13 protein-coding genes are annotated in these 12251 nt (G+C 67.4%); 10 read left to right on the top strand and 3 right to left on the bottom strand.

All coding sequences use genetic code 11. The features are described from left to right. The first annotated feature begins 49 nt into the window (after positions 1–49). The 7 genes from MOM01_RS17815 to MOM01_RS17785 are packed head-to-tail and all read left to right on the top strand — an operon-like array spanning position 50 to position 6479. Positions 50–1021, top strand: a complete 972-nt coding sequence (locus MOM01_RS17815; protein WP_241386763.1) for a Zn-ribbon domain-containing OB-fold protein — start codon at positions 50–52, stop codon at positions 1019–1021. Positions 1022–1034: 13 nt separating this feature from the next. Continuing rightward, on the top strand, positions 1035–2096 hold the full coding sequence (locus MOM01_RS17810; RefSeq protein ID WP_241386762.1) for a thiolase domain-containing protein: 1062 nt from the start codon (positions 1035–1037) through the stop codon (positions 2094–2096). Further along, a complete protein-coding gene (locus MOM01_RS17805) occupies positions 2096–3271 on the top strand; it encodes a thiolase domain-containing protein (protein ID WP_241386761.1) in 1176 nt (391 codons plus the stop codon). The genes MOM01_RS17810 and MOM01_RS17805 overlap by 1 nt, the downstream gene beginning before the upstream one ends. Positions 3272–3279: 8 nt before the next feature. Next, the gene (locus MOM01_RS17800; RefSeq protein ID WP_241386760.1) at positions 3280–4161 is read left to right on the top strand and encodes a TIGR03619 family F420-dependent LLM class oxidoreductase; all 882 of its coding nucleotides are present in this window, start codon (positions 3280–3282) and stop codon (positions 4159–4161) included. Next, entirely contained in the window at positions 4158–4571 is a 414-nt protein-coding gene (locus tag MOM01_RS17795) for a nuclear transport factor 2 family protein (RefSeq protein WP_241386759.1), read from the top strand. Before MOM01_RS17800 ends, MOM01_RS17795 begins: the two co-directional genes overlap by 4 nt. 9 nt (positions 4572–4580) lie before the next feature. Then, complete coding sequence (locus MOM01_RS17790; RefSeq protein WP_241386758.1) at positions 4581–5153, top strand: nucleotidyltransferase family protein; 573 nt, start codon at positions 4581–4583, stop codon at positions 5151–5153. 60 nt (positions 5154–5213) lie between these two features. Further along, entirely contained in the window at positions 5214–6479 is a 1266-nt protein-coding gene (locus MOM01_RS17785; RefSeq protein WP_241386757.1) for a hypothetical protein, read from the top strand. A gap of 81 nt (positions 6480–6560) precedes the next feature. Here MOM01_RS17785 and MOM01_RS17780 read toward each other — a convergent pair whose 3' ends face one another. Then, positions 6561–7814 (bottom strand): cytochrome P450, encoded by a 1254-nt coding sequence (locus MOM01_RS17780; protein WP_241386756.1) that lies wholly within the window; start codon positions 7812–7814, stop codon positions 6561–6563. A gap of 181 nt (positions 7815–7995) precedes the next feature. Between MOM01_RS17780 and MOM01_RS17775 the strand changes: the two genes are divergently transcribed. The 3 genes from MOM01_RS17775 (at position 7996) to MOM01_RS17765 (ending at position 10391) form a co-directional block, all read left to right on the top strand. Beyond that, positions 7996–9159 carry a steroid 3-ketoacyl-CoA thiolase gene (locus tag MOM01_RS17775; protein ID WP_241386755.1) on the top strand — a complete coding sequence of 388 codons (1164 nt, stop codon included), beginning with the start codon at positions 7996–7998 and terminating at the stop codon, positions 9157–9159. 1 nt (position 9160) lies between these two features. Beyond that, on the top strand, positions 9161–9634 hold the full coding sequence (locus MOM01_RS17770; protein ID WP_241386754.1) for a nitroreductase family deazaflavin-dependent oxidoreductase: 474 nt from the start codon (positions 9161–9163) through the stop codon (positions 9632–9634). 97 nt (positions 9635–9731) lie between these two features. Further along, positions 9732–10391 carry a GNAT family N-acetyltransferase gene (locus tag MOM01_RS17765; RefSeq protein ID WP_241386753.1) on the top strand — a complete coding sequence of 220 codons (660 nt, stop codon included), beginning with the start codon at positions 9732–9734 and terminating at the stop codon, positions 10389–10391. A gap of 79 nt (positions 10392–10470) precedes the next feature. Here MOM01_RS17765 and MOM01_RS17760 read toward each other — a convergent pair whose 3' ends face one another. Then, the gene (locus tag MOM01_RS17760) at positions 10471–11385 is read right to left on the bottom strand and encodes an SDR family oxidoreductase (protein ID WP_241386752.1); all 915 of its coding nucleotides are present in this window, start codon (positions 11383–11385) and stop codon (positions 10471–10473) included. Continuing rightward, the gene (locus MOM01_RS17755) at positions 11382–12158 is read right to left on the bottom strand and encodes an SDR family oxidoreductase (protein WP_241386751.1); all 777 of its coding nucleotides are present in this window, start codon (positions 12156–12158) and stop codon (positions 11382–11384) included. Before MOM01_RS17755 ends, MOM01_RS17760 begins: the two co-directional genes overlap by 4 nt. Positions 12159–12251 lie beyond the last annotated feature (93 nt).

The raw sequence follows: 12251 nt of genomic DNA, 5'->3' as shown, positions 1-12251 counted from the left end.
TCACACGCTACTCTTGCCACCAACACTAGAACCTGTTCTACTCGAAGTTGTGAGCCTGGGAAAGAGCGCGGTCGCCGAGCCACCGCTGAACGCACCGCTGAATCTGAAGTTCGACTACACACGATCCACCGGGCCGACGGTCGGGGCGTTCGTCACCGGACTGCGTGACGGCCGCATCCTCGGCGCCCGCGGATCCGACGGACGGATCCTCGTCCCACCCCCCGAATTCGACGCGGTCACCCACGAGCCGCTCACCGATGTCGTGGAGGTCGGGCAGAGCGGAACTGTCGTGAGCTGGACGTGGAACGCCGAACCGCTGCCCGGACAGCCCTTCGACCGGCCGTTCGCCTGGGCACTGATCCGCCTCGACGGAGCCGATACCGCCCTCCTGCACGCCGTCGACGTCGCGTCCCCGGACGACATCGAGACCGGTCTGCGGGTGCGTGTGCGGTGGGCCGCCGAACGCACCGGCGACATCCACGACATCGAGGCGTTCGAACCCGGCGAGGCGACGATCACCGTCGCAGCGACCGAGGGTGAGCCGGTCACGATGATCACCACTCCCGTCGACCTGGACTACCGGCACTCCGCCTCCCCCGAGGAATCCTGGTATCTGCGAGGACTGAAGGAAGGCAGGATCATCGGTGGCCGCACCGGCCCGGGCGGGAAGGTCTACGTGCCCCCGCGCGGCGCGAGCCCCACCGACGGTGTACCGACGAAGGAACCCGTGGAAGTGTCCGACAAGGGCATCGTCACCACCTTCTGCATCGTGAACGTGCCGTTCATGGGCCAGCAGATCAAGCCGCCCTATGTCGCCGCCTACGTGCTGCTCGACGGTGCCGACATCCCGTTCCTGCACCTGATCCTCGAATGCGACGCGTCCGAGGTGCGGATGGGTATGCGCGTCGAAGCGAAGTGGCGCCCTCGCGAGGAGTGGGACCACACGCTGCGCAACATCGAGTACTTCCGTCCCACCGGCGAACCCGACGCCGACTACGACACCTTCAAACACCACCTCTGAGAGCGGCGGACACATGACAGACATTGCAGTCGTCGGCTTCGCGCACGCTCCGCACGTGCGCGAGACGTTCGGCACCACCAACGGCGTCGAGATGCTCGTCCCGTGCTTCAAGGAGCTGTACGACAAGCTCGGCATCACCAAGTCCGACATCGGATTCTGGTGCTCAGGATCATCGGATTATCTTGCCGGACGAGCTTTCTCGTTCATCTCGGCGATCGACGCCATCGGCGCCGTCCCGCCGATCAACGAGTCGCACGTCGAGATGGACGCGGCGTGGGCGCTCTACGAGGCGTGGGTCAAGCTCATCACCGGCGAGGTCGACACGGCCCTGGTGTACGGCTTCGGCAAGTCCTCGGCCGGCACCCTGCGACGCACCCTCTCCCTGCAGCTCGACCCGTACCTCGTGGCACCGCTGGGCGTCGACTCCGTCTCGCTCGCCGGCCTGCAGGCACGCATGGGCCTCGAAGCCGGTAAGTGGACGGCACGCGAGATGGCCGAGGTCGCGGTGCGCAGCCGCGCGGCGGCGAAGAGCAATCCCAGGGCACAGCTCTCGGGCGACCTCGACATCGACGAACTGCTCGCACAGCCGTACATCGCCGATCCGCTCCGCAAGCACGACTGCGCTCCCGTCACCGACGGTGCCGCCGCGATCGTCCTCGCGACCGGCGACCGGGCACGCGAACTGTGCGAGAACCCGGCGTGGATCACCGGGATCGAGCATCGCACCGATTCACCGAACTTCGGCGCACTCGATCTGACCGTCTCACCCTCGACCCGGGCCGCAGCGCAGGCCGTCACCGGCGGGGACACCGCCTTCGACGTCGCCGAGTTGCATGCGCCGTTCACGCACCAGGAACTCATCCTGCGCGAGGCGATCGGCCTGGGCGATACGACGACGATCAGCCCGTCCGGTGGGCCGCTGACGGGCAATCCGATGTTCTCCGGCGGTCTCGAGCGCATCGGTTACGCGGCACAGGCGATCATGGACGGCACAGCGGGTCGTGCACTCGCTCACGCCACGAGTGGTGCTGTGCTGCAACAGAATCTGGTAGCCGTTCTGGAGGGACGCAACTGATGGCGAAGCAACCGGCCGCTGTTCTCGGTACAGGGCAGACCCATTACGTCGCCAAGCGGCACGACGTGTCGATGTCCGGCCTGGTGCGGGAGGCGATCGATCGCGCGATGGCCGACGCCCAGGTCGGCTGGGACGACATCGACGCCGTGGTGATCGGCAAGGCCCCCGACCTGTTCGAGGGCGTCATGATGCCCGAACTGTCGATGGTCGACGCCATCGGCGCCACGGGTAAACCGATGCTGCGGGTGCACACCGCCGGATCGGTCGGCGGGTCGACGGCCAACGTCGCCGCAAGCCTCGTGCAGGCCGGCGTCCACCGCCGGGTGCTGGCCGTCGCCTGGGAGAAGCAGTCCGAATCCAACGCCATGTGGGCGCTGTCCACTCCCGTGCCGTTCACCATGCCGGTGGGGGCGGGCGCGGGCGGCTACTTCGCCCCGCACGTCCGCTCGTACATCCGACGGGCCGGTGCCCCCGAGCACATCGGGGCGATGGTCGCCGTCAAGGACCGCATCAACGGTGCGAAGAACCCTTATGCACATCTGAAGCAGCCGGACATCACCCTCGAGAAGGTTCAGGCCTCACAGATGCTGTGGGATCCGATCCGTTACGACGAGACGTGCCCGTCCTCCGACGGGGCGTGCGCGGTCGTGCTCGGCGACGAGGACACCGCGAAGGCCGCCGAACAGGCCGGTCGCCGGGTGGCCTGGATCCATGCCACGGCGATGCGCACCGAACCCACGACCTACGCCGGCCGCGACCAGGTCAATCCCGAGGCCGGCCGCATCGCGGCCGCGGCGCTGTGGAAGCAGGCCGGTATCACCGATCCGCTCACCGAGATCGATTGTGCCGAGATCTACGTGCCGTTCTCGTGGTTCGAACCGATGTGGCTCGAGAACCTCGGGTTCACCCCGGAAGGCTCCGGTTGGAAGCTCACCGAGGCCGGTGAGACGGCCATCGGAGGACAGCTGCCGATCAACATGTCCGGTGGCGTGCTGTGCTCCAATCCCATCGGCGCATCGGGGATGATCCGCTTCGCGGAGGCCGCGATGCAGGTGATGGGCAAGGCCGGGGAACACCAGGTCGACGGTGCCTGCAAGGCGCTCGGGCACGCCTACGGGGGTGGGTCACAGTACTTCTCGATGTGGGTGGTGGGCTCCGACCGGCCTGCGAACTAGGAGGCGTGATGGTCTCGTTCACCGTCGGGGTCGCGATGACCCCGCTCGACCAGCTCGGCGGTATCGCGCAGACCGCCGAGGAATGCGGATACACCTCGATCGCCCTGCCCGATTCGTTGTTCTACATGGAGAAGCAGACCGTCGACTATCCGTACACCCCCGACGGTTCCCGGATGTGGACACCGGACACGCCGTGGGTCGATCCGTTGATCGCCGCTGCGTCGATGGCGGCGACCACGTCGACGATCCGGTTCTACACCCAGGTGCTCAAGCTCGGGTCGAGAAACCCGGTGCTGCTGGCACGTCAGGTCGGGTCCGTTGCGAACCTCACCGGGAACCGATTCGGACTGGGCGTCGGAATCGGCTGGGCACCGGAAGAATTCGAGTGGTGCGGTGTGCCCTACGCGCGCCGCGGCAAGCGCGTCGACGAGATGATCGACGTACTGAAGCTGATCCTCGGTGGCGGCATGGTCGAACATCACGGCGAGTTCTACGACTTCGATCGGCTGCAGATGAGTCCCGCGCCCACCGAGCCGGTACCGCTCTACGTCGGTGGGCACACCGATGTGGCACTGCGCCGCGCGGCACGGGTCGGGGACGGATGGACCTCGGCGATGATCGAGTTCGACGATCTCGTCGGCGTCGTCACGCGACTACGCGAGTTGCGGAAGGAATACGGCCGCAGCGACCTGCCGTTCGAGATCCAGGCGGTGTGCATCGACAGGTTCGGAAGCTCGGGCTACGCCGAACTCGCCGACGCCGGCGTCACCGACATCATCGTGGTGCCGTGGATCTTCGACGGCCACGGATTCGATTCACCACTCGAAGCGAAACAGGAATCGCTACGGAAGTTCGCCGACAAATACATCCACGGAGGGGGCGGAGCATGAGCGAGGAACATCCGGCGCGGGTCGCAGCCCGGGCGTCGCAGACCGCGGCGAGCGGACGCCGCAAGGACGAGTGGCTCGCGCTGTTCGCGGAGGATGCGTGCGTCGAGGACCCCGTGGGACCGTCCGGTTTCGACCCCGAGGGCAACGGCCACCACGGCCACGAGGCGATCGCGAAGTTCTACGACATGACCATCGCGAACACCGACAAGCTCGAGTTCCTCGTCGACGACGTGCTGGTGTGCGGCGACGAATGCGTCAACATCGGCACCATCCGCACGACGATGGGCGGAAATCTCATCGACGCCGAGGGTGTGTTCGTCTACCGCGTGAACGGCGACGGAAAGATCGTCTCGTTGCGCGCGTTCTGGGAAGTGGACCGGGCGATGAAAACGGTGCGGCCCGCCTCGTAGAGTCGGGCTGTGGGTACCGCCGGGATCGTTCTCGCAGCAGGGGGCGGCTCGCGACTGGGCGGACGCGCGAAAGCGCTGCTCCCCCACCGCGGCCGTCCCCTGCTGCATACCGTCGTCGATGCGCTGCGCGAAGGCGGCTGCGGCGATGTCGTCGTGGTGGTGGGCGCGTACGGCGAGGAGGTCGCCGCCGCATGTCCGCCCGGAACCACGGTGGTGCTCAATCCCGACTGGCCGGAAGGCATGTCGACCTCCCTGCAACGCGGGGTGGAGGCCGCGCGGACCCACGACCGGGTCGCGCTCACCGTCGTCGACTTTCCGGGCATCACGGCCGATCTGGTGCGGCACGTTCTGGATGCGCACCTGCCGGGCACGGTGACGCTCCCCGTCTTCGGTGGTCGCCCCGGCCACCCGGTGGTATTCGACCTCGCCGACGCGTTCACTGCCGCCGAGGAGGCCACCGGCGACGAAGGAGCGCGGTCCTTCCTCGCCCGCAATCGTGACCGCGTGCAGCGTCTCGACTGCACCGGGCTCGGCGACCCCGGAGACGTCGACACCTCCGAGGATCTTCGCCGCCTGACCTGACCGCGTCGCCGTCCGGCGTGTCGGCGCCGCGTCCCGGTGACCGCTCGGAGAAGGTAGGGGGTGTTCTCCTGGATTCTCTACGCACTCGCAGCCGTCGGCAGTTTCACCGCCGGAACCGTCCTCGCCGCGCCGAGCGTCGACACCTATCCACTCGATACCGGGTTCGGTTTCGGTGCCGTGGAGACTTCGGGTATCACCGCGTCTGCCACGGGAGCGCTCGTCGCCGCGTTGATCACGCTGTGGTTACGCCATCGGGTGGGCGCGCTCGTCACCGTCGTGGCCGGAGCCGCACTCGTGGCGGTTGTCGCCATGCCGGGTGCGTGGCGGTTCGACATGTACGTCTCGGCGGTCGGTGCAGGCCTGGTGCTCGGTGCCCTCGTCGTCTGCTGCGCCCGAATTGCGGGCACCCGTCTCCCCGCGGTGATGACCGGTGGCGTCGTTGCCGCGCTGCTCACCGCAGAACCCCTCGCGGAATACCGGGAGTTCGCGGCCTCCTCGCCCGGAAGCGCCGTGTACCTCGAGGTGTCGGCGCAGCCCGCCAACGCGGTGTGGACGGTTCTCTCGGCGACTGTCATCGCGGTGGCAACAGCGGCTCTCGTGATGCGTGCCGGTGCTCCCGCGTCGGTCGACGAACGACGATGGGATGTGAGGGAAACGGTGGTCGGTATCGGCCTACCGCTCGTTGCTGTCGTGCTGTATCGGTCTCTTCACAGCGCCGTGTGGTCTCCGGATGCGAATCCCGGCGGGAACGGGCGATGGCTGTGGGGCATCGTCGCTGTCCCACTCGTGATCGGTGCTGCCCTGTGGCTGCGTGAGAGAAGCGGATCGGTCCTGCTCGCCGCCTTCGCCGTGGCCGTCGCCGCGGGTACCGCTCCCTCGTGGATTCCCGGCGGATGGTTCCTGCCGGCCGTGATGGTCGTGCTCGCCGCCGTCGGTGCGTGGCTGGGCCGTCGCGCGCCGATGCCGATGGCCGGAGTGGGCGTGCTCGCGTTCGTCACGATCACGGCGATCTTCACTCGTGCGCCCTGGGACAACGTCCACCTCCTGGCGACCCTCTTCGTTCTTCCGGTGGTAGCCGCGTACACGATCAGCGCGGCACTACCGTCGACGAGCGCGGTCACCGCCGCCTCCTTCTCGCTGCCCGCCGTGATGGCGTTGCCTCTGCTCACCCGATTCGGATGGACTGCCTACACGCCTCTCACCGGTTCCCCGTCCGGGTGGGCGCCGGACTCGTGGACGGTTCTGACGACCGGTGTATCGGTAGCCGGTGTGCTCGCGACGGGGGCCGCGATGTGGTGGATCGCCCGCAGGTCCGAGGCACGGTAGACGACACAGGATGTGCGAGGTCCCCGGCGCGCAGGGGCGGCCGGGGACCTCGATGTTCGGTTCGGTCGGTGTTCGGTTCGGTCAGTGCTGGACCGGGCACCCACCCGAGGTCTTGTAGTCGACCTGGAATTCCTTGATGCCGTTGAGCCAGCCCGACCGCAGACGGTGCGGGTCGCCGATCTTCGTGATGTCCGGGATGTGGTCGGCGATCGCATTGAAGATCAGGTCGATTTCCATACGTGCGAGGTTCGCGCCGAGGCAGTAGTGCGCACCGGTGCCACCGAAGGCCAGGTGCGGGTTCGGATCACGAAGGATGTTGAACTCGCGGGGGCTCTCGAACACCTCTTCGTCGTTGTTGGCCGAGGCGTACAGCATTACGACGCGCTCACCCTTGCGGATCGTCTGCCCGCCGAGTTCGGTGTCCTCGAGCGCCGTGCGCTGGAACGAGGTGACCGGGGTGGCCCAGCGGATGATCTCGTCGGCGGCGGTCTTCGGCCGGTCGCGCTTGAAGATCTCCCACTGCTCGGGGTTGTCCAGGAAGGCCGCCATGCCGTGGGTGATGGCGTTGCGGGTGGTCTCGTTGCCGGCCACCGCGAGGACGATGAAGAAGAAACCGAACTCCTCGGGAGCCAGCTCGTCACCGTCGATGTCGGCTTCGATGAGGGTGGTGACGATGTCGTCGGCCGGGTTCTCCTTGCGGGCGGCGGCCATCTGGTAGGCGTAGCCCAGCACCTCCATGGAGGCGGCCGCCGGATCGGCGGTGTTGTCCGGATCGTCGTAGCCCGTCATCTGGTTGGACCACTCGAAGATCTTCGCGCGATCCTCCTGCGGGACGCCGATGAGGTCGGCGATCGCCTGCAGCGGCAATTCGGCGGCGATCTGCGTGACGAAGTCGCCCTGACCTGCCTGGCAGGCTTCCTGGACGATCATCTTGGACCGACGGTCGAGCTCGTCACGCAGGCCGTTGATCGCGCGGGGCGTGAAGCCGCGGGCGACGAGTTTGCGCAGTTTGGTGTGCTCGGGGGCGTCCTTGTTGAGCAGGACGTGACGCTGCAGTTCGATGGCTTCGCGTGGGATGTCGTCGTTGAACCGCGGAATCGCAGTGTTCTCCCAGTTGGAGAACACGTCGCTCCGGCGGGAGACCTCACGGACCTCCTCGTGCCGGGAGACAACCCAGAAACCCTCGTCGTGGAACCCACCGACGTCGGGAGACTTCTTGTTCCACCACACCGGCGCCGTCTTCCGCAGTTCCGCGAACTCTTCGAACGGCATACGGTCTGCGTACAGATCGGGATCGGTGAAGTCGATGTCTTCGGGGATGTTCGGCTGCGCCACTGATATCTCTCCTGCCCTGGCGGGTACCGCTCGCGTGATATGGAACACGTTCTAGATCCATTCAAGCACAGGCGCGCTTCGCGACCAAGGGATCCGCATGTCCCGTGGGATAATCTGCCCCGGTTGCCAGGTGAGGAAACCTGTTCTATTTTGCGAAGAACGCAGTGGAAAGGAACCCGAAGTGGGCACACCAGTCATCGTCGAGGCCGCACGGACCCCGATCGGCAAGCGCGGCGGATGGCTCTCGGGCCTGCACGCCGCCGAGATCCTCGGCGCCGTCCAGGCCGGGCTCGTCGAACGCGCGGGCATCGATGCCGCGCTCGTCGAGCAGGTCATCGGTGGCTGTGTCACCCAGGCCGGTGCCCAGTCCAACAACATCACCCGCACCGCATGGCTTCACGCCGGTCTGCCCTGGCAGGTCGGCGCGACCACCATCGACGCCCAGTGCGGGTCCGCACAACAGGCCAACCACCTCATCGCGGGTCTCATCGCGACGGGTGCCGTCGACGTGGGAATCGCATGCGGCATCGAGGCGATGACCCAGGTTCCGCTGGGCGCCAATGTCGGTGATCAGGCCGGCCCGCGACGGCCGGAGTCCTGGAACATCGACATGCCCAACCAGTTCGAGGCCGCCGAGCGGATCGCGCGACGACGCGGCATCCGCCGCGAGGACGTCGACGCGCTCGGAGTCCGTTCGCAGCAACTCGCGAAGCAGGCGTGGGACGAGGGCCGATTCGACCGCGAGGTGCTGCCGGTCGTCGCGCCCGTCGTGGACAAGGAAGGCAACCGGACCGGCGAGAAGATGACCGTCACCCGCGATCAGGGACTGCGGGAGACGTCGGCCGAGTCGCTCGCGAAGCTGAGGGCGGTGCTCGAGGACGGCATCCACACGGCGGGCACCTCGTCGCAGATCTCGGATGGCGCCGCGGCCGTGCTCCTCATGGACGAGGACCGGGCGAAGGCGCTCGGGTTGAAGCCGCGGGCACGGATCGTCTCCCAGGCGCTCGTGGGTGCGGAACCGGAGTTCCACCTCGACGGTCCCGTGCAGGCCACGGCGAAGGTCCTCGAGAAGGCGGGCATGAGCATCGGCGATCTCGACCTGTTCGAGGTCAACGAGGCCTTCGCGTCGGTACTGCTGTCCTGGGCCCAGGTGCACGGACCGGACATGGACAAGGTCAACGTCAACGGCGGTGCCATCGCTCTCGGCCATCCCGTCGGTTCCACGGGCTCGCGCCTGATCACCACCGCGCTGCACGAACTCGAGCGCCGCGACGCGTCGACCGCGCTGATCTCGATGTGCGCCGGTGGAGCACTGGCCACCGGCACGATCATCGAACGGATCTGAGATGGGCACCGAGGCGGCTCCGAAAGGACTCGGTTCCGACACCACGGTCTCGGTCATCAAGTGGATGTCGCGGTTCAACGTCGCGGCCTATCGGGCGACGGGAGGTCGCATCGGCGGGAAATGGCGCGTGGGCAGCGCCTTCCCGTGGGGCATCCCGGTGTGCCTGGTGACGACGATCGGACGGAAGACCGGGCAGCCCCGGACGGCTCCCCTGCTGTTCCTCGAAGACGGCGACAAGGTGGTGCTGGTGGCGTCACAGGGGGGACTTCCCAAGCATCCCTTGTGGTTCCGGAACATCCAGGCGAATCCCGAGGTGACCGTCCAGATCAAGTCGCGGGTGCGGACGATGCACGCGAGGGTCGCGAACGAGGAGGAGCGGGCGCGGTATTGGCCGATGCTCACCGCGATGTACCCGGATTTCGACAAGTACCAGTCGTGGACCGATCGGGTGATCCCCGTCGTCGTGTGCGAGTGAGCCCGGTCCACCCCGTGGGACGTCGCTCCCCTCTGCCGTCGCATACGGGAATACTGAGTCCCGTACGTCCAGGTTCCCCATGAAGGGATGTCGCACGATGGCAGAGACGAATCACGACAAGGTCCTCGACCGGCGCGAGATCGCAGCCGCGCTGCTCCGGGCTCTCGAGCGACGCCACGAGGTGCTCGACGTGATCGTCGAGAGCAAGGACCGGCCCGAGGCCGTCGCGAAGCTGGCCTCGCTGCTCGACACCGACGAATTCTGCGCGGAAGCGGTGCTCAATCTTCCGTTCCGCCGGCTGACGCAGGCGGAACGGAAGAAGATCCGGGAAGAACTCGACGATCTCGACGCGGTCCTGCAGTGGACGACCGCGGCGCGGCCCTACTCGACCGGCGCGCATTTCCGGTTGCGGCCCATCTCCCACAGCGCCTCCGACACCGCGCTGTTCACGGAACGCTGCGCCGAACAACTCGGTGATGCCAGCGACGAGCGGGTCGAGGCCGAACGGCGGCGCGGGACCGAGCTGATGGACGACGAGTCCGGGATGTGGCTCGTCGCCGAAGATCTGTCGGGCGACGAGCCGAAGCCGATCGGATTCGTCTTCGGCGAACTGACCGGCAACGAGGTCGACGTGCGCATCTGGGTACATCCGGAACTGCGCAAACAGGGTTACGGCACCGCGACTCTCAAGCAGGCGCGCTCCGAGCTCGCCGCCTACTTCCCCGGTTCCACGCTCATCGTCCGCACGCCGGTCTGACCCCTGTCACGTCGATCGGGCACGTGCCCGTGACGGCCCCCATCGCCGCCACGACCACGTGCCCGATACGTGTTCTTTCTTATGCTCCGTAGACCGGCGTCGGCGGCTGCGACGACGCGATGAGCTTCTCGACGACGGGTCCGAGCTCCTTCGGATCCCAGCGGTCGCCCTTGTCGATCGCTTCGCCGTGCCGCCAACCGTCGGCCAGCGAGACCTTGCCGCCCTCGGCCTCGAACACGCGACCGGTCACGTCCTTCGCCTCGGCACTGCCGAGCCACACGACCAGCGGCGAGACGTTCTCGGGCGCCATGGCGTCGAAGCCTTCTTCGGGAGCAGCCATCATCTCGGCCATCGCGCCACCGGCACCGACGGTCATGCGGGTGCGCGCCGAGGGCGCGATCGCATTCACGGTCACGCCGTAACGGCCGAACTCGGCCGCGGCCTGGATCGTGAGGGTCGCGATGCCGGCCTTGGCCGCCGCGTAGTTGCCCTGGCCGATGCTGCCCATCAGGCCCGCACCCGAGCTCGTGTTGATGATGCGGGCGTCGACGGGATTACCGGCCTTGGCCTCGGCCCGCCAGTAGGACATGGCATGACGCATCGGCGCGAAATGTCCCTTGAGGTGCACGCGGATGACCGCGTCCCACTCTTCTTCGCTCATGTTGGCGAGCATGCGGTCGCGCAGGAAGCCGGCGTTGTTGACGAGCACGTCGAGCCGGCCGAAGTTGTCCAGCGCCGTCTTCACGAGGTTCTCGGCACCGGCCCAGTCGGCGACGTCGTCACCGTTGACGACGGCTTCGCCGCCTGCGGCACGGATCTCCTCGACGACCAGTTCGCCCGGGCTCTCACCCGTGGCGGATCCGTCGCTGCCGACACCGATGTCGTTGACGACGACCTTCGCACCCTCGGCCGCGAAGGCCAGGGCGTGGGCACGGCCGAGGCCACGCCCGGCGCCGGTCACGATGACGACGCGCCCGTCCAGCAGTCCACTCACTTCGTCTCCTTCGTTCGGGCCGCTGCCATGTAGGCAGGGCGTTCACCGCCGCCGTGGACGGTCAGTGTCGATCCGCTGACGTAACCCGACAGCGGAGAGGCCAGGAATGCGGCGCAGTGGCCGATGTCCTCGGGCTGGGCCAGTCGCCCCAGCGGGACGGTCTCGCCGACTGCGGCGACACCCGCCTTGTCGCCGTAGAACAGGTGCGACTGCTCGGTTTCGACGAGCCCGACCACCACCGAGTTCACCCGCACCTTCGGTGCCCACTCGACAGCGAGCGACTGTGCGAGGCTGTCGACGCCCGCCTTGGCCGCACCGTAGGCCGCGGTGCCCGGCGAGGGGCGGGATCCGCTCACGCTCGAGATGTTGACGATCGATCCCCCGGTGTCCTGTTTCTGCATCACCGCGTTCGCGGCCTGCGCGACCAGCAGCGGGGACAGCAGGTTCAGCTCCACGATCTTGGCGTGGAACTTCGGGCTGGCATCGGCCGCCAGCGCGTACGGCGACCCGCCGGCGTTGTTCACCACGGCATCGAGCCGGCCGTGACGCTCCACGATGGTCTCGATCAGCGCGCCGACCTGATCGGCGTCGCGGACGTCGCACGTCAGGAACTCCGCGGTCCGCCCGTCCACATCGAGGGGCTGTTCGGGTTCGTTGCGTGCACACGTCACGACGGTCGCGCCCGCACGGAGGAACACCCTGGTGATACCTGCGCCGACTCCTCGTATGCCCCCGGTGACGAGCACGACCGCACCGTCGAGTCCCAGATCCATTCGCTGCCTCCACGTCGTTCACCCCGCAGGATGCGCGGGTCTCACGCCGACAACTTACCAAGCAATCGCTTGGTTCGGTACCGGCTCCCCCAC

It is taken from the genome of Rhodococcus sp. CH91, from assembly GCF_022554085.1.
Classification (GTDB): domain Bacteria; phylum Actinomycetota; class Actinomycetes; order Mycobacteriales; family Mycobacteriaceae; genus Rhodococcus.
Note: the sequence above shows the minus strand (reverse complement) of the source record. Positions and strands in the feature narration are given on the sequence as shown.

What these genes read in the sequence shown, in the direction of transcription:
- MOM01_RS17810 (WP_241386762.1), top strand. Translation starts at nt 1,035, where the DNA reads ATGACAGACATTGCAGTCGTCGGCTTCGCGCACGCTCCGCACGTGCGC.
- MOM01_RS17795 (WP_241386759.1), top strand. Translation starts at nt 4,158, where the DNA reads ATGAGCGAGGAACATCCGGCGCGGGTCGCAGCCCGGGCGTCGCAGACC.
- MOM01_RS17770 (WP_241386754.1), top strand. Translation starts at nt 9,161, where the DNA reads ATGGGCACCGAGGCGGCTCCGAAAGGACTCGGTTCCGACACCACGGTC.
- MOM01_RS17755 (WP_241386751.1), bottom strand. Translation starts at nt 12,158, where the DNA reads ATGGATCTGGGACTCGACGGTGCGGTCGTGCTCGTCACCGGGGGCATA.
- MOM01_RS17800 (WP_241386760.1), top strand. Translation starts at nt 3,280, where the DNA reads ATGGTCTCGTTCACCGTCGGGGTCGCGATGACCCCGCTCGACCAGCTC.
- MOM01_RS17805 (WP_241386761.1), top strand. Translation starts at nt 2,096, where the DNA reads ATGGCGAAGCAACCGGCCGCTGTTCTCGGTACAGGGCAGACCCATTAC.
- MOM01_RS17765 (WP_241386753.1), top strand. Translation starts at nt 9,732, where the DNA reads ATGGCAGAGACGAATCACGACAAGGTCCTCGACCGGCGCGAGATCGCA.